We start from the raw sequence: 23,544 nt of genomic DNA on the forward strand, positions 1-23,544 counted from the left end.
GTTGCTTTGTTCGGATACTGCCGAGGTCGGCGTTCTTCGAGTCGGTCGGTGCGACGTTCGGCTCGGTTCGGAGTGAGGGTGACCTCGCAATTTTCGAGGAGATTTCGAGAGATCAAGTCGGATAATATGTTTCGTACGGTTCCAAGCTCACTAGGCGACCGTCGGTGTCGAAACATGCGGCACGGAGATAGCGCCAGGCTCCCGCGGAGGCGTGGCAGAGGGAGTTGCTCTCGGGTTTCCACGAGGCGATTTCCTTGCGATCCATGAATATCATGCGCAGGACCTCGAAGACTCTTCGATCACCGTCGGTTGAACGGTGCAGGTCGCCGCCAGATCACGGTGCACGGGCTCCAGTGCGGCGAGATGGCTTCGATCCATGAGACCCATTGTGCAGCAAGGGTTCCCGGAGAGTGGGTACCGGTGATCTCTTCGATTTCACCGGCGCATGCCAGTGGGTTGCCGGCGGTGCTGCCGTGCCGGCGTCTCCTCGAATCCGGCACGTTTCCGTTTCGACTGGGTACCGGGGCGCCCCGCCGGGCGACCTCCGTTCTACCTTCGTACCAGGGCCTATCGGCCCTGTTGACGGCTTTTTTGCGGCCCTAATGTCGACTTTTGTATCCCCCTACGGCTCGGGGGACGACCTGTAAACGGCTCGTCAATGCCGGGGTGCGGGGCGCAAAGAAGGCGTCAAGGATCTCGAAACGGACCTGGACGAGCGATTCACTTCAAGGCAGTGCACCTTCGAGGTGCGCGGCTGTCTCGAGAGAGGTTTCGACATGTCTGTCGTGGTGTTCACGGTGCTGACGGTGGCGATTTTCGCGCTGCTCGGCCTGATCCAGCGGGGGGTGGAGAGGCTGTGACGCAGAACATCATCGGCCTCGTGCTCGCCGTTGCCGTGGCCGTTTACCTGGTGGCTGCGCTGCTCTTTCCCGAGAGGTTCTGAGTGAACACGACCACGGCGGGGATCGTCTTCGTGGCGGCCCTGATCATCGCGCTCGCCCTCGTGCACGTGCCGTTGGGTGACTACATGTACCGGGTGTATTCCGGTAGCAAGAATTCCCGGGCAGAGCGGGTGATCTATCGGATTATCGGCGTGCAGCCGGAGGTGGAGCAGCCGTGGCCGGTGTACGCGCGCAGTGCGCTGGCGTTCTCCGCGGTCAGCGTGTTTTTCCTGTTCTTCTTCCAGTTGGTGCAGGGGCATCTGCCGCTGCATCTGCATCACCAGGGCACCACCATGTCCGCGGATCTGTCGTGGAACACCGCGATCAGCTTCGTGACCAATACGAACTGGCAGAACTACTCCGGTGAGCAGACCATGGGGCACCTGGTCCAGATCGCCGGGCTGACGGTCCAGAACTTCGTGTCCGCGGCCGTCGGCATGGCCGTCGCCATCGCGCTGGTGCGTGGTTTCGCGCGCAGTCGCAGCAATGATCTCGGCAACTTCTGGGTGGATCTGGTGAGGGGAACCATCCGTATCCTGCTGCCGATCTCGATCGTGTTCGCGATCGTCCTGATGGCCGGCGGGGTGATCCAGAACTTCCACCTGTACGACCAGGTCGCGTCGACCGCCGGCAACGGTGGTTCGCAGACGCTGCCGGGCGGGTTGATCGCCAGCCAGGAAGTGATCAAGGAACTGGGCACCAACGGTGGCGGTCCGTACAACGTGAACTCCGCGCATCCGTTCGAGAATCCGACCGCGTGGACCAATGGGGTCGAGATCTTCCTGTTGCTGGTGATCAGCTTCTCGCTGCCGCGCACCTTCGGCCGGATGGTCGGCAGCAAGAAGCAGGGCTACGCGATCGTCTCCGTGATGGGCACGCTGGCGCTGTTCAGCCTGGTGCTCCAGAACTTCTTCCAGCTGCACCACCACGGCACGGTGCCGACCGCCGTGGGCGCCGCGATGGAGGGGGTCGAGACCCGGTTCGGCGTCTCGAACTCGGCTACCTTCGCCACGGCGACCACGCTCACCTCGACCGGTGCGGTGGACTCCGCGCACGACTCGTACACCAGTTTCGGCGGCATGATGACGATGTTCAACATGCAGCTGGGCGAGGTCGCGCCCGGCGGCACCGGTTCCGGGTTGTACGGCATGCTGATACTCGCCGTGATCACGGTGTTCGTCGCCGGCCTGATGGTCGGCCGCACTCCGGAGTACCTCGGTAAGAAGATCAATCCGCGCGAGATCAAACTGGCCTCGGCCTACTTCCTGACCACGCCGCTGATCGTGTTGATCGGCACCGGGGTCGCGATGGCGCTGCCGGGGGAGCGGGCCGCGATGGCCAACACCGGGCCACACGGGTTGTCGGAGGTGTTGTACGCCTTCACGTCCGCGGCCAACAACAACGGGTCGGCGTTCGCGGGGCTGTCCGGCAACACCGTGTGGTGGAACACCGCGCTGGGACTGGCGATGGCGTTCGGGCGGTTCGTGCCCATCGTGTTCGCGCTCGCGCTCGCGGGTTCGCTTGCCGCGCAAGGGCGTACGCCCGCGTCGGAGGGGACGTTGCCGACGCACCGGCCGCAGTTCGTGGGGATGGTGGCCGGTGTGACCGTCATCCTGGTCGCCCTCACCTTCCTGCCCGCGTTGGCGCTCGGGCCGATCGCCGAAGGAATTCACTGATCATGAGCACACCCGTTCTCGACACCGCGGTGTCGACACCCGAGCAGCCGGTGCACACCGGCCGGGTCCGCAGCGGCCTGTTCGATCCGCACCTGTTGTGGCGGTCGCTGCCGGACGCGCTGCGGAAACTGGATCCACGTACGCTGTGGAAGAACCCGGTGATGCTGATCGTCGAGATCGGCGCGGTGTGGTCCACCGTGCTGGCCGTCACGAAGCCCACCTTCTTCGCCTGGGCCATCGTGGTGTGGCTGTGGCTGACCGTGCTGTTCGCCAACCTGGCCGAGGCCGTCGCCGAGGGACGTGGCAAGGCGCAGGCCGACGCGCTGCGCAAGGCCAAGACCGATACCGTCGCACGCCGTCTCGAGGACTGGAGCCCGGGGGCGACGCGGCTGATCGAGTCGCGCGTCCCGGCGCCGGAGCTGCAACGCGGCGATCACGTGGTGGTGACGGCCGGGGAGGTGATTCCCGGTGACGGTGACGTCGTGGAAGGCATTGCCTCCGTGGACGAGTCGGCGATCACCGGGGAATCCGCGCCGGTGATCCGGGAATCCGGCGGCGACCGGTCCGCGGTCACCGGCGGCACCACGGTGCTGTCGGATCGGATCGTCGTGCGGATCACCCAGGAGCCGGGCGGTTCGTTCATCGACAAGATGATCGCGCTGGTGGAGGGCGCCAAGCGGCAGAAGACGCCGAACGAGATCGCGCTGAACATCCTGCTGGCCGCGCTGACGATCATCTTCGTGTTCGCGGTGGCGACCCTCCAGCCGCTGGCGATCTTCTCGAAGGTGAACAACCCGGGGGTGGCCGACAACCAGGCGCTGGACATCAACGGTGTCACCGGGATCGTGCTGGTGTCACTACTGGTCTGCCTGATCCCGACCACGATCGGCGCGCTGCTGTCGGCGATCGGGATCGCGGGGATGGATCGGCTGGTGCAGCGCAACGTGCTGGCGATGTCGGGGCGCGCGGTCGAGGCTGCCGGTGATGTGAACACGTTGCTGCTGGACAAGACCGGCACCATCACGCTGGGTAACCGGCAGGCGTCGGACTTCGTGCCGGTGCCGGGTGTCACCGGCGACGAATTGGCCGATGCGGCACAGCTTTCCAGCCTCGCCGACGAAACCCCCGAGGGCCGTTCGATCGTCGTGTACGCGAAGCAGGCGTACGGCAAGCGGGAACGCACGCCCGGTGAGCTGACCGGCGCCACCTGGGTGGAATTCACTGCCCAGACCCGCATGTCGGGGGTGGACCTGGCCGACGGGCATCAGCTGCGCAAGGGGGCGGCCAGCGCGGTCACCGAGTGGGTGCGGGCCGGCGGCGGTGAGATACCGAGCGAGCTCGGCGAGACCGTCGACGGTATCTCGGCCTCCGGCGGCACACCGCTGGTGGTCGGCGAGATCGCCGGTGGCACAGCGACAGTGCTCGGCGTCGTACATCTCAAGGATGTCGTCAAGCAGGGCATGCGCGAGCGGTTCGACGAGATGCGCAGGATGGGCATCCGGACGGTGATGATCACCGGCGACAATCCGTTGACCGCCAAGGCCATTGCCGACGAGGCCGGGGTGGACGACTTCCTCGCCGAGGCGACCCCGGAGGACAAGCTGGCGCTGATCAAGCAGGAGCAGGCCGGTGGCCGGATGGTCGCCATGACCGGGGACGGCACCAACGACGCCCCGGCGCTGGCCCAGGCCGATGTCGGGGTCGCCATGAACACCGGCACCTCGGCGGCCAAGGAGGCCGGCAACATGGTGGATCTGGATTCGGATCCCACCAAGTTGATCGAGATCGTCGAGATCGGCAAGCAGTTGCTGATCACCCGTGGCGCGCTGACCACGTTCTCCATCGCCAACGACATCGCCAAGTACTTCGCGATCATCCCGGCGATGTTCGTGGGGTTGTTCCCCGGGCTGGACGTGCTCAACATCATGCGGCTGCACAGTCCGCAGTCGGCGATCCTGTCGGCGGTGATCTTCAACGCGATCGTCATCGTGGCGTTGATCCCGCTGGCGCTGCGCGGCGTGAAGTACACGCCGTCCAGCGCGTCGAAGTTGTTGAGCCGCAACCTCTATGTGTACGGGCTCGGCGGCATCGTCGCCCCCTTCGTCGGCATCAAGCTGATCGACCTCGTGATCCAATTCTTCCCCGGGATGTCCTGATGAGAATGTCGACCTGGATCCGTCAGCACCTCGCGGCGCTGCGTGCGCTGCTGGTGCTCACGGTGATCACCGGAATCGCTTATCCGCTGGTGATTTTCGCGATCGCGCAACTGCCCGGCCTGCACGACAAGGCGGAGGGTTCGTTGTTGCGGCAGGACGGGAAGGTGGTGGGCTCCAGCCTTATCGGGCAGGCGTATACCGACGGTAAGGGCACGGCGCTGAACCAGTATTTCCAGACCCGGCCGTCGAATGCCGCGCCGTCGGACGGCAGCATTCCCGACGGCTACGATCCGACCAACTCCAGCTTCGGCAATCAGGGGCCGGAGAGTGTCGTCGACACCCTCGATCCGGACGATCCGAAGAAGGACAAAACGGCTCTGCTGTCCACGGTGTGCTCGCGTAGTCAGGCCGTGGCGAGTCTGGAGAACGTGGACGGCAGCCGGCCGTTCTGCACCTCCGGCGAGGTCGGCGCGGTGCTGTCGGTGATCGGCCCGCGCGACGCCAAGGGCACAGTCGAGAACCCGGTGCGGGTGGTCAGCGTCAACGAGGACTGCCGGGTCACCAAGACCCCGTTCCTGGCCTTCTACAAGGGGGTCGCGGTGGAGTGCGCGAAGCCCGGTGCGGACTATTCGGCGGGGCAGATCGTGCCGGTCCGCGGGGACGCGTCCGCCGACACCCCGGTGCCGACCGATGCGGTGACCGCCTCCGCCTCGGGCCTGGATCCGGATATCTCGCCCGCCTACGCGGCCATCCAGATCCCCCGTGTCGCGAAGGCCCGCGGGATCACCGAGGACCGGGTGCGAGCGCTGGTCGACGCCGACACCCACGGCCGGGTGCTCGGTTTCGCCGGTGAGCCGCGGGTGAACGTGGTCGAGTTGAACCTCGCGCTCGATCGGCAATACCCGTACCGGGGCTGAGCCCGCCCGCATACGAGACGGCCGCCTTCCTCGACGGAGGAGGGCGGCCGTCTCGTCGGTGGTCCGACCGGCTTGCGCCGTGGCTCAGAAGGCCATGAACAGGATCTCGTCCCGCGAGTAATCGTGGCCGGGATGCTTCTCGGACAGGTGGGCCTGGGTCTTGGCCACCAGTTCGTCCTCGTCCTTACCGGTGATGTACTCGCCGCAGGGGCAACTGATCCGTGTCTTCATGGCTGTCCTTCGGTGCGTTCGTACGGTGTACCGTCTCCTCGCCATCCTCCGGGTTGCGGCGGAGTTGGGCAAGGCGCCGACGTCACTGCCGTGCGGGACCGCAGGCCTTCGACTCCCAGCCCGCGAACATCCGGAAGATCAGCACCGCGCCCCACGGGCCGATCACCCACAGCGGCCACGGGTAGACGAACGTGCCGATCCCCAGGCAGACCAGACCCCAGATCACGACGTTGAGCAGGCTCACCCCGAGCCAGGCGCTCAACTCGATGCGCTGCCACAGCGGCACCCGGCGGCGGATGCTCGGCGCCGGGGCGGACGCGGTGGCAGCGCGCAGCGGCGGCAGGTCGGTCAGGACCCGTGGCAGGTCGTCGCGAGTGGTGGTGGCGTAGACCGCGGCCACCCGCTGGTCGTATTCGGTGAGATCGATGCGGCCGTCGCTCAGGTGCCGGGACAGCTGGGCGACGATCTCCTGGCGCTCGGCGTCGGAGGCGCGGGTGCCGGTCGCGATGTCCATGGGACGGTCCTCCAGGATCAATGTTCCTAAGTGGAATGTATGTCCAGGATCTACCTCTCACTGTGGAATGTCAAGCCGCGCGCAGATCTCGCTAAGTTAACGTCCATTTGCGCTCGTATGGCGTTGAATGAGAAGGTGGGACACCACATACCGAACAAGGAGTTCTCCGTGGATCTGGACTGGTCGCCCACCGATCTGGCGTTTCGTGACGAGGTGCGGCGTTTTCTGGACGAGAACCTGACCCCCGAGCTACGCCGCGCCGGGCGGCTGGCCACCAGTGTCTACCCCGACCACGAGGCCAGCATGGCCTGGCAGCACATCCTGCACGCGCGCGGCTGGGCCGCGCCGTTGTGGCCGGTCGAATACGGCGGTTGCGACTGGAGTGCGGCGCAGCATTACATCTTCGATCGGGAATCGGTGCTCGCGGGCGCGCCGGCGCTGTCGCCGATGGGTATCCGGATGGTGGCGCACGCGATCATCGCCTTCGGCACCGCGGAGCAGAAGGCGTACTTCCTGCCGGGCATCCTGACCGGCGAGGTGTTCTTCTGCCAGGGCTACTCGGAGCCGGAGGCGGGCAGCGACCTGGCGTCGCTGGCCATGGCGGCCGTGTCGGACGGCGACGATCTGGTGTGCACCGGCAGCAAGATCTGGACCACCCACGCGACCGAGGCGAACTGGATCTTCGCCCTGGTCCGTACCGCGAAGCGGGAGCGCAAACAGCAGGGCATCACCTTCGTCCTGATCGATATGAACACCCCGGGTATCCAGGTGCGGCCGCTGGTGATGACCTCCGGGGAACAGGTGCAGAACCAGGTGTTCTTCGATCAGGTCCGGGTGCCGAAGGCCAATGTGCTCGGCCGCGTCGACGAGGGCTGGACCGTCGCCAAGTACCTGCTGAACTTCGAGCGCGGCGGCGCGCTCGGGCCGGCGCTGCAGGCGCTGGGGGAGACCCTGGCCCGGCACGCGGCCACCGTGCCCGGCCCGGACGGCGGTGTGCTGCTGGAGGATCCGGCCTTCTCGGCCCGGCTCGCCGACGCCCGCATCCGCGCCGACGTGCTGGAGATCCTGGAATACCGGACCATGGCCGCGGTGTCGCGCGGGAAGGATCCGGGCCCGGCGGCGTCGACGCTGAAGATCCTCGGTACCGAACTGAGTCAGCGCATCACCGAACTCACCCTGGAGGCCGCCGGGCCGCGCGGGCGGATGTATCAGCCGCACGCGGCCATGCCGGGCGGCCCGGTGGTCGACTATCGCGCGCCGGCCGACGGTTTCCTCGGCGGACAGCCGTGGCAGGCGGTCGCGCCGCTGCGCTACTTCAACGACCGCGCGGGCTCGATCTACGCCGGTAGCAACGAGATTCAGCGCAACATCATCGCCAAGGCAACCCTGGGACTGTAGATGGACTTCGAATACACCGCCGAGCAGCAGCTGCTCCGCGACACCCTCACCGACTTCCTCACGGCCCGTTACGGTCTGGAGGAGAGCCGCACCGCCGCCCGCACCGGGCCCGGCTGGCAGCCGAAGATCTGGCACGCCTTCGCCGACGAGGTCGGGATTCTCGGCGCGAGTCTGCCGGAGGCCGTGGGCGGTTCCGGTGGCGGGCCGGTCGAGACGATGATCATCGCCGAGGCGCTGGGCGCGGCGCTGGTGGTGGAACCGTTCGTCGACACCGCGGTGATCGGCGCCGGGCTGCTGCTGCGGGCCGGCGGCGACCGGGCCACCGAGCTGGTGCGCGGCATCGCCGGTGGCGAGGTGATCACGGCATTCGCTGCGCTGGAAGCGGATTCGGGGTACGACCTGCACCGGGTGGCCGCCACCGCGCGGCGCGACGGCGACGGCTGGGTGCTCGACGGCGCGAAGACGGTGGTGATCGCGGCCCCGCTGGCCACCCACCTGCTGGTGACCGCCCGGATTCCCGGCGCCGCCGGGGTGTCGCTGTTCGTGGTGGACGCGGACGCCGCCGGGGTCGCGGCGCACCCCTACCGGACCATCGACGAACGGCAGGCCGCCGACCTGGTGTTCGAGGCTGTCCGGCTGCCCGCCGAGGCCCTGCTGGGATCCGAAGGCGGAGCGGACGATTCGCTGGACACCGCCCGCGACGAGGCGATCGCCGCGCTCTGCGCCGAGGCCGTCGGCGGGATGCGCCGGGTGCTGGCCGACACCGTCGCCTACGCCGAGCAGCGGCAGCAGTTCGGCGTGCCGATCGCGAGTTTCCAAGCGCTGCAACACCGCATGGTCGACATGCACCTGGAACTCGAACAGGCCGTCGCGGCCACCTATCTGGTGACGCTGAAACTCGGTGCGGCCCCGGCCGATCGGGCCCGCGCCGCCGCGGCGGCCAAGGCCACCGTCGGCCGCGCGGCCCGGCTGCTGGGGCAGGAGGCGGTGCAGCTGCACGGGGCCATGGGGATGACCGAGGAACTGGCCGTCGGTCACTACTTCAAGCGGCTGACCGCCGTGCAGTACGAATGGGGCAGCACCGACGCGCACATCGCCCGCTACGCCGCCCTGACCCGCCCGGCTGCCGACCCCGCCTGACCGGCCGGGTCGGCACCGCTACGCGACGTCACGGGTCCGGCCCGTCCGGTGGGTGCCCGGCGTTCGGCTCCGAGTTGCGGTCAGCCGTCGCACGCTCGGTGTCTGCCCGGCCGGTCGACCCATGGGGTGCCCGGGTCGCCGGACCGGTGCTCGACTATTGCTGGGCGGCGTGTCTCGACTGTCGCGGAGTGAATGCTCCTCGGGCGGCGCGGGTTCCGGTCAGCGCACCGGCGTCACGTCGCGCGCGGCGATGTGTTCCGGGCGCGGGGCGGGGGCGGCGTAGGGGGTGTCCAGGGCGTTCTCGACGCTGTTGAACACCAGGAACAGGTTGGCGCGGGGCAACGGGGTGATGTTGTTCGACGAACCGTGCAGCAGATTGGAGTCGAACAGCAGCGCCGCGCCGCGCGCGCCGGTGAACTGCGCGATGCCGTGCTTGTCGGCCAGGTCGGCCAGCGCCGATTGCGCGGGCACCCCGATTCGCTGCTCCCGCAACGACGCCCGATAGTGGTCGGGTGGCGTCTCGCCCTGGCAGGGGACGAAGGTGCGGTGTGAACCGGGCATCACCATCAGGCTGCCGTTGCAGGGATGGTTGTCGGTCAGGGCGATCGACAGGCTCACCGCGCGCGGGGCGGGCATGCCGTCCTCGGCGTGCCAGGTCTCGAAGTCGGAGTGCCAGTAGAAGCCCGTCCCGGTGAAACCCGGCATGTAGTTGACCCGGCTCTGGTGCAGGTACACCTCGGAGCCGAGCACCTGGCGGGCCAGGCCGGCGATCCGCTCCTGACGCACCAGCTCCGCGACGAGGGTGCTGAGCCGGTGCACCTCGAAGACCGAACGTACCCGGTTCGAGGACTTCTCGACGACCACCCGGTCGTCCGCTCGCAGGTCCGCATCGGTGGCGAGGCGGTCGGTGTCGGTGGTCAGCTCGGCCACCTCGGCCGGGGTGAGCAGCTCGTCCAGGATCGCGTAGCCGTCGGTGTCGTAGGAGGCCAGCTCGGGGGCCGACAGCTCGCCCCAGACGGTGGGGTCGTCACGATCCATCGGCGGCACCGCCGCGACCGTGCGGGTGCGGTAGCGATCGACGGGATGTACGTTCGGCGGCTGCGGGTCCGGTGCGGCCGGCCAGGTGGGTGGGATCGGCGTCGCCGCTTCCGGTATCGACACGGTCATCGGTCGCTCCTATCCTTCGGCGGCAACCAGCGGGTACACGCCGTTCTCGTCGTGCACCTCCGTACCGGTCACCGGTGGGTTGAACACGCACAGCATCCGCATCCGGGTGCGGGACTCGACGCGATGCCGCTCGTGCCCGTTCAGCAGGTACATCGAGCCGGGGCCCAGCGGGTAGGTGGTGTCGTTGTCGAGGTCGTGCAGCGTGCCCTCGCCCTCCACCAGCCAGACCGCCTCGACATGATGCCGGTAGTGGAACTCGTGGACGGTGCCGGGCTCGATCGTGGTCTCGTGGAAGGAGAATCCGACCCCGTCCCCGCCGAGCACGATGCGCTTGCTGCGCCAGCGCTCGGCGGCGACGTCACGGTCGGTGCCGGTGATCTCCGCGGTGGTGCGCACGATCATCTCAGTGACCTCCCCGCACGGCCGCGACCGACCGGGCCAGCACACCCAGGCCGTGATCCAGCTCGTCGTCGGTGATCGTCAGCGGCGGAAGCAGTTTCACCACCTCGTCGTCGGCGCCGGAGGTCTCCACCAGCAGCCCCTGTTCGAAGGCGGCGTGGCAGACCTTGCCCGCCTCGGAGGCCTCGTCGAACACCAGGCCCTGCACCAGGCCGCGGCCCCGGGTGGAGATGCCCTGGTACTGCTCGGCCAGTTCGGTGAACGACGTCCGGATCCGATCACCCTTGGCCGCAGTCGATTCCGTGAGCGTGCCGTCGGACCAGTAGTGCTCCAGCGCCGCGGTCGCGGTGACGAAGGCGGGATTGTTGCCGCGGAAGGTGCCGTTGTGCTCGCCGGGGGTCCACTGGTCCAGCTCCGGCCGCATCAGCACCAGCGCCATCGGAAGTCCGTAGCCGCCGATGGATTTCGACAATGTGACGATGTCGGGGGTGATGCCGGCGACCTCGAAGGAGAAGAACGGCCCGGTCCGGCCGCAGCCCATCTGCACGTCGTCGACGATCAGCAGAATGTCACGCGCGGAGCACAATTCGGCCAGGCGGCGCAGCCACTGCGGCCGGGCCACGTTGACCCCGCCCTCACCCTGCACGGTCTCCACGATCACCGCCGCGGGTTCGTCGACGCCCGAGGACCCGTCGTCCAGTGCCCGCTCCATCCAGAACAGCTCGTCGGCGTCGTCCAGGTAACCGTCGAACGGCATCGAATTCACGTGGGACAGTGGCACACCGGCACCCGCGCGCTTGGCGGCGTTGCCGGTCACGGCCAGTGCGCCCAGGGTCATGCCGTGGAAGGCGTTGGTGAAGTTGAGCACTGTGGTGCGGCCGGTCACCTTGCGCGCCAGCTTGAGTGCCGCCTCCACGGCGTTGGCGCCGGTCGGGCCGGGGAACTGCACCTTGTGGTCCAGCCCGCGCGGGGTCAGCAGCACCCGGTCGATGGTGCGCAGCAGATCCCGCTTGGCGACCGTGGACATGTCCAGGCCGTGGGTGATCCCGTCGCGCGCGAGGTAGTCCAGCAGCGCGGCCTTCAGGACCGGGTTGTTGTGCCCGTAGTTCAGTGCCCCCGCACCGGCGAAGAAATCCAGGTAGTCGCGGCCCTCGCTGTCGCGCAGCCAGGCACCGGAGGCGGTGTCGAACAGCGTCGGCCAGTCACGGCAGTAGCCGCGCACATTCGATTCCATGGTGTCGAAAACGGTCATCTCAGCGGTGGTCATCGATGATCTCCTCTTCGGTGTGCGCCGCCGATTGCAGCGCGATCCGGTACAGGTCCTCGGCTTCGTGCCCGTCCGGAAAATCTGGTGGCGTGAACAGCTGTTCACGCTCGAGCTCGGTGTCGTGGCGGCGGGCCAGCGCGGCGAACATCGCCAGCGAGGCCTCGTTGTCCGGCGACACCGTGGTTTCCAGGGTCGAAACGCCTTGTCCGGCAAGGGTGCCCACGAGGTGGTCGAGCATGGCACCGGCGAGGCCGCGGCCGCGGGCGCCGCGGTCGACGGCGACCTGCCACACGAACAAGGTGTGCGGCGCCTGTGGCCGCCGGTATCCGGTCACGAAACCGGTCACCTCCGCATCGATCTCGGCGACCACGGAGGTGGTCCGGAAATCGCGGCACCAGAGCAGGTAGGCGTAGCTGGAATTGGCGTCCAGCACACCGGATTCCACGGCGATGCGCCACAGGGGTGCGCCGTCTCCGGTCCGCGGCGCGCGGAGGACCGCGGGCTCGGCGTCGGTCCGGCTGAGGGTTCGGGTCGGTGTCACAGGGACAGAGTTGCCAGTTGATGTTGAGTTTTACCGGACGGAAACTTTGCTGTTACGTGACAATCCCAGGCGGAGTGAGATCGGTCACGGCCGGGAGTCGCACCGTGAACCGCGCGCCACCGCCGGGCCGCGCATCACAGTCCACCTGCCCGCCGTGCGCGGTGATCGTCTCGGCGACCAGGGCGAGGCCGATGCCGGTGCCGCGGCGGCTGCGGCGCCCGGTGACGAAGCGTTCGAAGATCCGCTGCCGATCGGCCGCGGGCACCCCGGGGCCGTCGTCGTCGACGGTGAGCACGGCCTCGCTCCCGTCCCGGGCCAGGCCGATGCCGGCGAGCCCGCCGCCGTGGCGTTCGGCGTTGTCGAGCAGATTGGTGAGGACGCGCTCGAGTTCGGCGGGCCGGGCGGCCACCGTGACATCCGGGCCGGGGGCGAGCAGCCGCGGTGGCAACTGCCGCGCGGTCAGCAGGCCGGTGATCAGGTCGCGCAGCGCCACCGGGCGGGCCTCGATCTGGTGCACCCCGGCCTCGGCGCGGGCCAGGGTGAGCAGATCGTCCAGCAGCCGGCGCAGATGGTCGATCTCCGCGCGGGCCAGCCGCAGCGCCCGGCGCGGCCGGTCGGGGATCTCGGCCTCGTGGTTGCTGAGTACCTGCACGCTGGTCGACAGCGTGGTCACGGGGGTGCGCAGTTCGTGGCCGAGGTCACCGATCAGGCGATCCTCCCGGTCCGACCGCCGCCGCAGCGAGGCGAGGGCGGCCTGGTGCCGGCGGGTCCAGCGCCGCAGGATCAGCCACAGCCCCGCGGCGAGCCCGCCGCCGCCGGCCGCGGCCACCGCCAGCCCGGCCCACAGTTCGCCGAGCAGCGCCGCGGCCGTCGCCAGCAGCGTCGCGACGAGGCCGCAACCGGCCGCGACCAGCGCGGCCCGGCGGTCAGCGCTGGACATCCAGCCGGTAACCGAGCCCGCGGACGGTGACCACGATGGCCGGGTCCGAGGGGTCCTTCTCGATCTTGGTGCGCAGCCGCCGCACGTGCACGTCCACGATGCGCTCGTCGCCGAAGTGCCCGCGATCCCACACCCGCTCCAACAGCGCGCTGCGCGACAGCACCCGGCCCGGGGTCTCCGCCAGCTCGCACAGCAGCCGGAACTCGGTCACCGTGAGATGGACGTCGTCCTCGCCGCGGCGCACGGTCCCGGCCTCCGGCGACAGCAGCAGCGGGGAGTCCGGATCGGCGTCCAGGGCCAGCTCCGGCGGGGGCGGCGGCTCGGCGGTGGGCTGGGCCCGGCGGCGCAGCGCCCGCATCCGGGCGGTGATCTCCTTGATCTCGAACGGCTTGACGACGTAGTCGTCGGCGCCGGCCTCCAGCGCCGCCACCACGTCGTGGGTGTCGTCGCGGCCACTGAGCACGATGATCGGCACGTCGTGCTCGCGGCGGATCTCGCGGATGCAGGAGAAGCCGTCCATCCCGCCGAGCATCAGGTCGACCGTCATGACATCGGGGGCGCCGTGCTCGCGGAGCAGCCCCAGGGCGACCTCGCCGTTCTCGGCCTCCGTCACCGTGTAGCCCTCGTCCTCCATCGCGAGCCGGAGGGCGGCACGAACCCGGTCGTCGTCTTCGACGATCAGCAGGTTCGCATTCATAACGGTTGCGAGTCTACCGGTCGATGATCGAGGTCGGCTGGGGTGCATGGTCACCGATCCGTGCTCGGGGGACGGGGATGGGCGCGGGCACGGCCCCGACCGGACTGATACCCCGGCAACCGGCTCGTAAAACCTCGGCAACACCTCCGGATGCCACCCGCCTGGTCCGACCCGTAAACTGGCGAACCGGAACAGTAGGTGAGGTGCGCTGGGGGTCCGGTTCCGCCAGCCGCACGGTGAAAGCGCAGGAGACACACCATGTCAGGTCGCCGCTGCCGATTCAGTGTCGCGATGGGCTTGACCCTGGTGACGATGCTGATGGCCGCGTGCTCTTCGTCCCCGGGGGCGCCGAAACCGGCGACGAACGGGGGCGGTCCCACGGCACCGGCCATCGTCGTCACCCCGAACGGCGGCGACGATGTCGATCCGCTGGGCAAGATCGAAGTGAGCGCGACCGACGGCATTCTGACGTCGGTGTCCATGACCAACGAAGACGGCAAACCCGTCGACGGCATCCTCACCCCGGACAAGACCGCCTGGAAACCGAGCGGCGCGCTCGGGTACGGCCACACCTACACGGTGTCGGCGCAGGGCATCACGCTGACCGGCCCCACCGGCCCGGTCAGCTCGACGTTCACGACGCTGACCCCGGGTAACCAGACCAAGGTGTACCTGACCACCACGTTCGGGCAGCCGCTCGCCGACGGTGGTACCTACGGCGTCGGCACGGTCATCGTCGCCCACTTCGACGAGGCGATCGGGGACAAGGCGGCCGCCGAGCGGCGGTTGAACGTCACCACCGATCCGCCGGTGCAGGGCTCCTGGAACTGGCTCGACGACCGCAACGCGCACTTCCGGCCGCAGCAGTACTGGCCGTCGGGCACCAAGGTCACCGTGAACGCGAGCCTGTACGGCGCGCAGGTCGGTCCGGGTCTGTACGGCCAGGAGGATACGAAGACCTCCTTCGTGATCGGCCCGTCGCACGTCTCGATCGCCGACGACAACACCCATGAGGTGCAGGTCTTCGAGAACGGTCAGCTGATCCGGACGATGCCCACCTCGATGGGCCGCGGCGGCAGCGAGAACTTCGCCGGCAAGACCATCTACTTCAACACCCCGTCGGGCACCTACACGGTGATGGACAAGGGCAATCCGGTGATCATGGACTCCTCCACCTACGGCCTGCCGGTCAACGACCGGCTCGGCTACAAGGAGGCGATCGCCTGGGCCACCCGGATCAGCGCCGACGGCATCTACCTGCACCAACTCGATACGACGGTGTGGGCGCAGGGCAATACCGACACCTCGCACGGCTGCCTCAATCTGAACGCCACCAACGCGCAGTGGTTCTACAACTGGGCGATCCCGGGCGACGTGGTCGAGGTGCACAACACCAGCGGACCGGGTCTGAGCCTGTGGAACAACGGGGACTGGACGGTGCCCTGGGACGAATGGGTGAAGGGCAGCGCGCTGGCGAGCTGACGCTCCCTTCGGAAACGGCCGACGGACCGCCCGCCACCGGAGTGGCAGGCGGTCCGCCGGGTGTCGGGCGTCAGTTCTTCGGGGTGTTGGCGACGTTGATGTCGAAATTCGCCTTGTCGCCCTCGACGCTGGTGACGGTGACCGTCACGTCGTAACTCGAGCCCTGGTCGGTGAGGGTGCAGACGAGGGTGGCGTCCTTGCGCGCGTCGAGGTTCTGCGGGCATTCCACGCTGTCGGGCTTGCGGCCGACCTGTTCCTCGAGTTTGCTGCTGATCTGCGAGGCCACTTCGTTCTTGTCGACGGTACGAGTGCCCACCGACACGGAGCAGGCGGTCAGCGCGGCGGCGGACACGACGAATGCCGCGGTGAGGCAGCGGGTGAATCTCATCATTGCTCCTGCGGGACAACGGTCCCGGGCGCAGCCGACGGCGCCCGGGACCGGGACGGATCGATGGTCACGAGTAACCGCACGGTATCCGGCGGTGATTGCAGAGGCGTTGGAGCCGGTTTGGAATGCGCCGGGGCGCACCGGGTTCAGGCGCCGAGGTCGTCCACCGGCAGTGGCGCCGGGCCGCGGTGCAGTTCGTAGGCGCGCCGGAACGCCCGGCCGACATCCTCGTGGTGGCGGCCCTTCAGCGCCGACCAGGCCAGCGCCAGCCGCAGCCACAGGCCCGCCTCCCGTTCGAAACGCTCGGGCTCCCGGGGTAATCGGGCGCAGATCTGGAGCGCGTGCTCGGACAGGGTCGCGATGTCGGCGTGGGCCGAGCGGGTCGTCGCGGCGGTGAGCGCGAGATCGGTGATCGTCAGGGCGGTGTCGGCGTCCAGCGCCGTTCCGGCCTGCCAGGCGTGATGCGCGGTGGTGAGCACCCATTCGTAGGATCGCCGGGTGGCGTCGCGCATCCGGGTGCGGGTGACGAGGGCGTGCAGTTCGGCGCGTTCGCCCGAATCCAGCTGGGCGACAACGGCTTTGCGAGCCAGGTCGGGGCCGAAGCCGAACCAGCCGGGGCGCCCGGCGGTTTCGCCGATCATCGCCGCGTGGCGGGCGTCGCGCAGCCGCTCCCGGACCGTGGCGGCGGGCAGGCCCAGCATCTCGGCGATCGCGACGGGTTCGAACTCCGCGCCGGTCACCGCGGCCGCGGCCAGGACCGTGCGGGTGGCGGGGGCCAGTTCCGCCATCCGCCGGCGCACCACGCCGGTGACCGCGTCGGGCACCGTGTCGCCGTCGGCCGGCAGCGTGTGGCCGTCGAAACGGCCACGGGTGGACAGGAATCGGACGATCTCGCGGACGAAGAAGGGATTGCCGCCGCAGCGCTGCCGCAGCGCCGCGACGAAGGCCGGACTCGGCGGGACCCCGGACAGTTGCTCGACCAGCAGGCCGACGGCCTCGTGGTCGAGCCCGGCCAGTTCGAGCGCCGAGATGTCGCTGCGGCCGACCAGGCGGTCGTATTCGTCCCGATCCTCGGCCGAACCCGTCGCGGACCAGGTCACCACGATCAGGGCCGGCAGGTGGTGCAGCCGGTCGGCGAGCAGGGCCAGGACGTCGCGGGTGGGCCGGTCGGCCCGGTGCGCGTCGTCGAGCACCAGCAGTAGCGGGCGGGCGGCCGCGAATTCCCGTATCGCCCGGACGATCCCGTCGATGGCCTCGAAGCGGGGATCGGCGGTCCGGGGCGCGATCGGCCGCGGCGGCCATTCGGGCCACTCCGGGACCAGCGCCGCCACTTCGGGGGCCGCGGCGCACACCGCCGCGCGCGGCCCGGTGCCGAGCAGCTCACCCAGCTCCCGCAACAGCTGGATCCAGCCCCACAGCGCCGGCCTGCGCACGCCGTCGGGGTGTCCGGCCCAGGCCACCGCCATCTCGGCGGCGCGGGCCTCCCCGGCCAGGGCGGCCGCGAGTGCGGTCTTGCCGATGCCGCTCTCCCCGGAGAACACGGCCAGGCCGCCGCGGCCGCGGCGTGCCGAGTCGGCCATCCGGCCCAGCCAGGCGAGTTCGGCGGTCCGGCCGACGACGGGATGTCCGGTGCCGCCGGTTCCGGCCGGGCCGGCGACCGTCACCGGGGCCGGGTGCGGAATCAGGGGGACGGCGTCGTCGCGGCACAGGCCGTGGAACAGCCGGCGCAGGTCGTCGCCGGGGGTGACGCCCAGCTCGCGGCCGAGCACCTCGCGCACGCGATCGTAGGCCTGCAACGCCTCGGCGCGGCGTCCCGAGCGGAACAGCGCCTGCATCAGTTGCGCCCACAGCCGCTCCTGTACCGGCGCCGCCGCGATGGCGGCCTCGATCTCCGGCACCAGGTCGACATGGCGGCCGAGCAACAGGGCGGCGTCGAAGCGGGCCTCGATCGCGCTGCGGCGCAACCCCGCCAGGCGTTCGATCGCCGGATCGGCGAAGGACCATCCGCTGAACTCGGCCAGCGGATCCCCGCGCCACAGTTGCCCGGCGCGGGTGAGCAGGTCGTGCGCGGCGGCGGCGTCACCGTCGGCCAGTGCCCGCCGACCGGCGCCGACCAGCTCCTCGAACCGATGGATGTCGACCGGGTCGCCGCCGAGCGCCAGCTGATAACCGACGGAGCGGGTCAGCAGCCGTTGCGGCGCGGGCGAATCCGCGGCGGTCTGGAACGCCCGGCGTAGATTCGCCACGTACGAGCGCAGTGAGGCCAGCGCCTTCTCGGGGGGACGCTGCCCCCACAATCCGTCGACGAGCCGATCGAACCGCACCACCGAACCATCGGCGAGAAGCAGGATCGCCAGTACCGCTCGCTGTTTCGGGCCACCCAGCGGCAGTTCGCCATGACGACCCAGCGGCAGCTCGGTAGTACGACCCGGCGGCAGCTCGCCGTTACGACCGAGCGACAGTTCGCCGTTGCCCCCGAGCGGTGGGTCGCCACTACCGCCGAGCGGCAGCTCGCCACCGCCGCCGAGCGGCAGCTCACCACTACCACCGGGCGCCGGCTCTCCGCTATCGGCCCGCACCCTCATCGGACCGAACAGAAAGTATTCCAAATCCTCGTGCCGATCCCTCCGGCGGCGCGATCCCCGATTCCCGCTCCGTGCCTCCGCTAACACTGGGATTGTAGACCGGCGACTCGGCTTCCTGTGAACTTTCCCAGTGTCACAACATGAACAGGACCGACCGGTCTGTAATGTGTCACCGGCCGGAAACCGCTGTCACCGATCAGAATCCGAGTGCCACGGCCTCCCCGGTCAGACCGGCCGCGCACAGCGCGAGACAACCGGCGGCGACCGCCACCGCGATCGGCCACGCGGTACGGCCGCGGCGCATCCGCACCACCGTGACCACCGTGCCGCACACCAGCAGCAATCCCGCCACCAGCACCGCGGCTGCCAGCGCGTAGAACGCGTGATCGGGGCTGCACCGGTCCGGCGGGCAGACATCGGTGAAGGCGAACAGGAACAACCCCGTCGCGCCGGTCAGTCCGCAGCCCAGTAGGGCGAGGACCAGCAGGCAGACCGACACCGCCACCTCCCATCCGGCGGCGGCCGGGCGCGCGGGCGGCGGCGGGGCGTTCCACCCGGGCGGCGGGAGCGACATACGCACACGATAATTCGGACGGTTCGGAACGTGGTTGGAACTGTTTGGAACAGGCTCCGGACCGGCCCGTCCGCCGGTTCGCCGGGCCCCCCGTATGCCCCCTGTTCAGGGGGCATACGGCCCCGATTTCGGCCAGGGACTTGCGATCTTCTCGTGGTTGTGGGGAAAGATGTTGTCCATGACCGCATCTCGAGTGACTCGATCCCTGTTGCGTGCCGCACCGGCAGTGCTGTTCGCCGTGGTCGCCGCCGCGACCTTCACCGCCGTCGGAGGTGTGGCGACCGCGCAGGCTCCTCTGGGCGGCATGCCGCCCGCGCTCGGCATCCCCGGCGCCTCGCACCACCTGCAGATCCTGCCGGGTCAGAACAGCACCGGCGCCAGCGGCAGCATTGCCCCGGGCCAGAACGACGCCTACTCCATCTCCACCGCGCCGGGCCAGAACCTGGCCTTCGACGTCACCTCCGCGTCCGGCAACGCCGTGCTCACGGTGGCGCCGCTGATCGGCCCGATGGTGGCGCAGGAGGTGCCGCACGCCGACGTCGTCGCCGACGGCCACGACTACCAGATCGCGGTCTCCACGCCCGACGGCGCCGCGGACTACACGCTGACCGTCACCGCGTACTGACCGGCCGCCCTGCCGGGGGAGAACCCGATTCCCCCGGCAGCCTCGCGGCAATCGCCCGCGCACGCGGGTAGATTGGCCAGCTGTGCATCTGAAGAGTCTGACGCTGAAGGGATTCAAATCCTTCGCGTCCGCGACGACGCTCCGTTTCGAGCCGGGCATCACCTGTGTGGTCGGTCCCAACGGTTCGGGCAAGTCGAACGTCGTCGACGCGCTCACCTGGGTGATGGGTGAACAGGGCGCGAAGGCCCTGCGCGGCGGCAAGATGCAGGACGTCATCTTCGCGGGCACCGCGGGCCGCGCGCCGCTGGGCCGCGCCGAGGTGACGCTCACCATCGACAACTCCGACGGCGCGCTGCCGATCGACTACTCCGAGGTGTCGATCACCCGGCGGATGTTCCGCGACGGCGCCGGCGAATACGAGATCAACGGCAACACCTGCCGCCTGATGGACGTGCAGGAACTGCTGTCGGACTCCGGCATCGGCCGGGAGATGCACGTCATCGTCGGGCAGGGGCAGTTGTCGGCGATCCTGGAGTCCCGGCCGGAGGATCGGCGCGCCTTCATCGAGGAGGCCGCGGGCGTGCTCAAGCACCGCCGCCGCAAGGAGAAGGCGGTCCGCAAGCTGGAGGCGATGCAGTCCAATCTGGCCCGCCTCACCGACCTCACCACCGAGCTGCGCCGCCAGCTCAAGCCGCTGGGCCGGCAGGCCGAGGTGGCGCGCCGCGCCGCCACCGTGCAGTCCGACCTGCGCGACGCGCGATTGCGCCTGGCCGCCGACGATCTGGTGTCGCGCCGCCGCGATCTGGAGAGCCAGCAGAGCAAGGAGGCGTTCGCCCGCGAGCAGCACATCACCGTGCAGGCCGAACTGGATGCCGCCAACGCCGCCCTCGCACAGCAGGAATTCGAGCTGTCCCGGCTCAATCCCGCCGCCGACGCCGCCGCGCAGACCTGGTTCCAGCTGTCGGCGCTGGTGGAGCGGGTCAACGCCACCATTCGTATCGCCCGCGACCGGGCCCGCAACCTGGCCATCGCCGCACCCACCGGCGGCGGCCGCGATCCGGAACAGCTGGAGGCCGAGGCCGAGCGGGTGGAGGCCGAGGAGGCCGAACTGCTGGCCGCCGTCGAGGTCGCCACCGCGACCCTGGAGGCCGCCCGGGAACAGCTGTACGAGCGGGAACAGGCCGCCAAGGCGGCCGAGCAGGCCCATCTGGCGGCCGTGCGCGCCATCGCCGATCGCCGCGAGGGCCTGGCCCGGCTGACCGGCCAGGTGGAGATGCTGCGCAGCCGCGCGCAGTCCGCGGACGCCGAGATCGGCCGGCTCTCCGGCACCCTGGCCGACGCGCGGCAGCGCGGCGCCGCCGCCGAGGCCGAATTCGAATCCGCCCAAACCGAACTCGGCGAGCTGGAGGCGGGCGAGGAGAGTCTCGACGCCGCCTACGAACATGCCGCCGCGGCCCTGGCGCAGGCAGAGGAACGGGTCACCGAACTGCGCGAGCGCGATCGCGAGGCGGGGAAGAAGGTCGCCTCGCTGTCGGCCCGGATCGAGGCCCTGACCATGGGGCTGGCCCGCAAGGACGGCGGCGCCTGGCTGCTGGAACAGCACAGCGGCGGATTGCGTGGCCGCCTGTCCGAACAGTTGCGGGTGCACCCCGGCTATCAGGCCGCCGTCGCCGCGGCGCTGGGGCCGCTCGCCGATGCCGTCACCGCCGACGGTCACCGGGTCGCGCACGAGGCGGTCGCGGCGATGAAGGCCGCCGACAGCGGCCGGGCGGGCGTGGTCTACGCGGGTGCCGCGGCGCGGTCGCGCGCGGCCGATGCCGGGATCGTTCACGCCGCGCGGGCCGAGGCCGGTGGCGCGGACTCGGCAGGGGCCGGTCATATCGGCTCGGCCGATACCGGCGCGCTCGGTTCCGGTGCGGGAACGAATCTTTCGGTCGCGCCGTTCGGCGCGCCGGTGTCCGCCACCGCCGGTGGCCGGGTGGGGTCACCGGAGCTCGCGCTGCCCGCCGGGGCGCGGTGGCTGGTCGAGGTGGTCGACTGCCCCGCCGAACTGTGGGGGGCGATCGCGACGCTCGGGGCCGAGACCGTGGTGGCCGACGATCTCACCGTGGTGGCCGCGGTGCTCGCCGTCGATCCCGGGCTGCGGGTGGTGACCCGCGACGGCGATCTGGCCGGGTCCGGCTGGTTGGTCGGCGGCTCCGACCGGGCCCCGAGCCAGCTGGAGGTGCAGGCCGAGATCGACACGGCGCGTGCCGAACTGGAGTCCTGGCAGCGGCAGGCCGAGGAGTTGGAGGCCGCGCTGTCGGGGGCGCTGGACGAGCAGCGCGACCGCAAGGACTCCGCCGACCAGGCGCTGCTGGCGTTGCACGAATCCGATCAGTCGATGGTCGCGACCTACGACCGGCTGGGCCGGCTCGGCGAGGCCGCCCGGGTGGCGCGGTCCGACAGCGAGCGGCTGGTGGCCCAGCGCGACGACGCCGAGACCGCCCGCGACGAGAACCTGACCCGGCTGGCCGAACTGGAGGACCGGCTGCGGCACGCGGAATCCGAACAGTCCGAACTGGATTCGCACGCCGACGCCGGTACCGAGACCGCCGGGCAGCAGCGCGAGGACGCCGCCGCCGCGCTGGCCGAGGCCCGCGCCCTGGAGGTGGAGGCCCGGCTGACCGTCCGCACCGCCGAGGAACGCGCGGAATCCGTTCGGGGCAAAGCGGATTCACTGCGCCGCGCCGCCCGCGCCGAACGGGAGACCCGGGCCCGCGCCGAACGCGCCCAGTCCGCCCGCCGCCGCGCCGCCGAGGTGGCCACCGCGGTCGCCGACGGCGCCGAACGTGTTGCGGCGGAACTGGAAACGGTGGTCGGCGCGGCCGCCGCCCGCCGCGACGATCTGGTCCGGCGTCGCACCGAATGCGCCGCCGCCGTCGATCGCATCAAGGAGCGCAGCCGCGCGCTCGCCACCCAGCTGGCCCAGCTCACCGACACCGTGCACCGCGACGAGGTGGCCCGCGCCCAATCCGCGCTGCGCATCGAGCAGTTGGAGCAGACCATCGCCGACCAGTTCGGTATCGCGCTCGACGACCTGATCGGCGAGTACGGCCCCGACGTGCCGATGCCGCCGTCGGCGCTGGAGGTGCAGGAGTACGAGCAGGCCAAGGAGCGCGGCGAGGCGGTCAGCCCGCCGCAGCCGATGCCCTACGACCGGGCCACCGAGGAGCGCCGGGTCAAGCGCGCGGAGAAGGACCTCGCCACCCTGGGCAAGGTGAATCCCCTCGCGCTGGAGGAGTTCGCGGCCCTGGAGGAGCGCTACAACTTCCTGGCCACCCAGCTCGAGGATGTGAAGAAGGCCCGGCAGGATCTGCTGGACGTGGTGTCCGATGTGGATGCCCGTATCCTTCAGGTCTTTTCGGAGGCGTACGAGGACGTGTCCCGCGAATTCGTCGGGGTCTTCGGCAAACTGTTCCCCGGCGGCGAGGGCCGGCTGCTGCTCACCGACCCCTCCGACATGCTCACCACCGGCGTCGAGGTGGAGGCCCGCCCGCCGGGCAAGAAGGTGAAGCGGCTGTCGCTGCTGTCCGGCGGTGAGAAGTCGCTGACCGCGGTGGCCCTGCTGGTGGCGATCTTCCGGGCCCGCCCCTCCCCGTTCTACGTGATGGACGAGGTGGAGGCCGCCCTCGACGACACCAACCTGCGCCGCCTGATCGGGCTGTTCGAGCAGCTGCGGGAGAAGTCGCAGCTGATCGTCATCACCCACCAGAAGCCGACCATGGAGGTCGCGGACGCGCTCTACGGCGTCAGCATGCGCGGCGACGGGATCACCCAGGTCATCTCGCAGCGCCTGCGCAATGACAATCTGCGGGGGGACAACAACCTGCGCGGCGACAGTCTGGCGCCCACGACCGCATAGCC

General features: G+C 69.8%; 20 protein-coding genes. 9 read left to right on the forward strand and 11 right to left on the reverse strand.

The features are described from left to right. Positions 1 to 658: 658 nt before the first annotated feature. Genes kdpF through LBW94_RS16975 form a run of 4 tightly spaced genes read left to right on the forward strand, consistent with a single transcriptional unit; the run spans position 659 to position 5,690 of the window. A complete protein-coding gene (gene kdpF, locus LBW94_RS16960) occupies positions 659 to 943 on the forward strand; it encodes a K(+)-transporting ATPase subunit F (protein ID WP_225057660.1) in 285 nt (94 codons plus the stop codon). After that, complete coding sequence (gene kdpA / locus LBW94_RS16965) at positions 944 to 2,617, forward strand: potassium-transporting ATPase subunit KdpA (RefSeq protein WP_225057659.1); 1,674 nt, start codon at positions 944 to 946, stop codon at positions 2,615 to 2,617. 2 nt (positions 2,618 to 2,619) lie between these two features. Next, positions 2,620 to 4,773, forward strand: coding sequence for a potassium-transporting ATPase subunit KdpB (kdpB, locus tag LBW94_RS16970; protein ID WP_225057658.1), 2,154 nt, complete (start codon positions 2,620 to 2,622; stop codon positions 4,771 to 4,773). Further along, complete coding sequence (locus LBW94_RS16975; RefSeq protein WP_225057657.1) at positions 4,773 to 5,690, forward strand: potassium-transporting ATPase subunit C; 918 nt, start codon at positions 4,773 to 4,775, stop codon at positions 5,688 to 5,690. Before kdpB ends, LBW94_RS16975 begins: the two co-directional genes overlap by 1 nt. Before the next feature lie 84 nt (positions 5,691 to 5,774). Here LBW94_RS16975 and LBW94_RS16980 read toward each other — a convergent pair whose 3' ends face one another. Further along, positions 5,775 to 5,921, reverse strand: coding sequence for a DUF1059 domain-containing protein (locus LBW94_RS16980; protein WP_225057656.1), 147 nt, complete (start codon positions 5,919 to 5,921; stop codon positions 5,775 to 5,777). Positions 5,922 to 6,003: 82 nt separating this feature from the next. Beyond that, positions 6,004 to 6,435 carry a DUF1707 SHOCT-like domain-containing protein gene (locus LBW94_RS16985; protein ID WP_225057655.1) on the reverse strand — a complete coding sequence of 144 codons (432 nt, stop codon included), beginning with the start codon at positions 6,433 to 6,435 and terminating at the stop codon, positions 6,004 to 6,006. Positions 6,436 to 6,603: 168 nt separating this feature from the next. Between LBW94_RS16985 and LBW94_RS16990 the strand changes: the two genes are divergently transcribed. Next, entirely contained in the window at positions 6,604 to 7,833 is a 1,230-nt protein-coding gene (locus LBW94_RS16990; RefSeq protein WP_225057692.1) for an acyl-CoA dehydrogenase family protein, read from the forward strand. Next, positions 7,834 to 8,973 carry an acyl-CoA dehydrogenase family protein gene (locus tag LBW94_RS16995; RefSeq protein ID WP_225057654.1) on the forward strand — a complete coding sequence of 380 codons (1,140 nt, stop codon included), beginning with the start codon at positions 7,834 to 7,836 and terminating at the stop codon, positions 8,971 to 8,973. It abuts the gene before it with no gap. A 219-nt stretch (positions 8,974 to 9,192) separates the two neighbouring features. On the opposite strand, the gene thpD is transcribed toward LBW94_RS16995, so the two are convergent. The 6 genes from thpD to LBW94_RS17025 all read right to left on the reverse strand — a co-directional run bounded on the left by thpD (position 9,193) and on the right by LBW94_RS17025 (position 13,984). After that, positions 9,193 to 10,011 (reverse strand): ectoine hydroxylase, encoded by an 819-nt coding sequence (thpD, locus tag LBW94_RS17000; protein ID WP_416276920.1) that lies wholly within the window; start codon positions 10,009 to 10,011, stop codon positions 9,193 to 9,195. A gap of 138 nt (positions 10,012 to 10,149) precedes the next feature. After that, positions 10,150 to 10,542 carry an ectoine synthase gene (locus LBW94_RS17005; protein WP_225057652.1) on the reverse strand — a complete coding sequence of 131 codons (393 nt, stop codon included), beginning with the start codon at positions 10,540 to 10,542 and terminating at the stop codon, positions 10,150 to 10,152. A gap of 1 nt (position 10,543) precedes the next feature. Next, positions 10,544 to 11,806: a diaminobutyrate--2-oxoglutarate transaminase gene (gene ectB, locus LBW94_RS17010; RefSeq protein ID WP_225057651.1), complete on the reverse strand. Its 1,263-nt coding sequence runs from the start codon at positions 11,804 to 11,806 to the stop codon at positions 10,544 to 10,546. Then, the gene (gene ectA, locus LBW94_RS17015) at positions 11,793 to 12,347 is read right to left on the reverse strand and encodes a diaminobutyrate acetyltransferase (RefSeq protein ID WP_225057650.1); all 555 of its coding nucleotides are present in this window, start codon (positions 12,345 to 12,347) and stop codon (positions 11,793 to 11,795) included. Before ectA ends, ectB begins: the two co-directional genes overlap by 14 nt. Before the next feature lie 52 nt (positions 12,348 to 12,399). Beyond that, entirely contained in the window at positions 12,400 to 13,287 is an 888-nt protein-coding gene (locus LBW94_RS17020; protein WP_225057649.1) for a sensor histidine kinase, read from the reverse strand. Beyond that, complete coding sequence (locus LBW94_RS17025) at positions 13,274 to 13,984, reverse strand: response regulator transcription factor (protein WP_225057648.1); 711 nt, start codon at positions 13,982 to 13,984, stop codon at positions 13,274 to 13,276. Before LBW94_RS17025 ends, LBW94_RS17020 begins: the two co-directional genes overlap by 14 nt. A 291-nt stretch (positions 13,985 to 14,275) precedes the next feature. Here LBW94_RS17025 and LBW94_RS17030 point away from each other — a divergent pair, with 291 nt between their 5' ends. Beyond that, the gene (locus tag LBW94_RS17030; protein ID WP_225057647.1) at positions 14,276 to 15,466 is read left to right on the forward strand and encodes a L,D-transpeptidase; all 1,191 of its coding nucleotides are present in this window, start codon (positions 14,276 to 14,278) and stop codon (positions 15,464 to 15,466) included. Between the two features lie 70 nt (positions 15,467 to 15,536). Here the strand turns inward: LBW94_RS17030 and LBW94_RS17035 are convergent, their stop codons facing one another. The 3 genes from LBW94_RS17035 to LBW94_RS17045 form a co-directional block, all read right to left on the reverse strand. After that, positions 15,537 to 15,857 (reverse strand): DUF4333 domain-containing protein, encoded by a 321-nt coding sequence (locus LBW94_RS17035; RefSeq protein WP_225057646.1) that lies wholly within the window; start codon positions 15,855 to 15,857, stop codon positions 15,537 to 15,539. A 143-nt stretch (positions 15,858 to 16,000) separates the two neighbouring features. After that, the gene (locus LBW94_RS17040; protein ID WP_225057645.1) at positions 16,001 to 18,439 is read right to left on the reverse strand and encodes a BTAD domain-containing putative transcriptional regulator; all 2,439 of its coding nucleotides are present in this window, start codon (positions 18,437 to 18,439) and stop codon (positions 16,001 to 16,003) included. A gap of 196 nt (positions 18,440 to 18,635) precedes the next feature. Then, on the reverse strand, positions 18,636 to 19,013 hold the full coding sequence (locus tag LBW94_RS17045) for a hypothetical protein (RefSeq protein ID WP_225057644.1): 378 nt from the start codon (positions 19,011 to 19,013) through the stop codon (positions 18,636 to 18,638). A 178-nt stretch (positions 19,014 to 19,191) separates the two neighbouring features. Here LBW94_RS17045 and LBW94_RS17050 point away from each other — a divergent pair, with 178 nt between their 5' ends. Then, on the forward strand, positions 19,192 to 19,638 hold the full coding sequence (locus LBW94_RS17050; RefSeq protein WP_225057643.1) for a hypothetical protein: 447 nt from the start codon (positions 19,192 to 19,194) through the stop codon (positions 19,636 to 19,638). A gap of 82 nt (positions 19,639 to 19,720) precedes the next feature. Next, on the forward strand, positions 19,721 to 23,542 hold the full coding sequence (locus LBW94_RS17055; protein ID WP_225057642.1) for an AAA family ATPase: 3,822 nt from the start codon (positions 19,721 to 19,723) through the stop codon (positions 23,540 to 23,542). Positions 23,543 to 23,544: the final 2 nt, after the last annotated feature.

The organism is Nocardia sp. alder85J (genome assembly GCF_020176955.2).
GTDB lineage: Bacteria > Actinomycetota > Actinomycetes > Mycobacteriales > Mycobacteriaceae > Nocardia.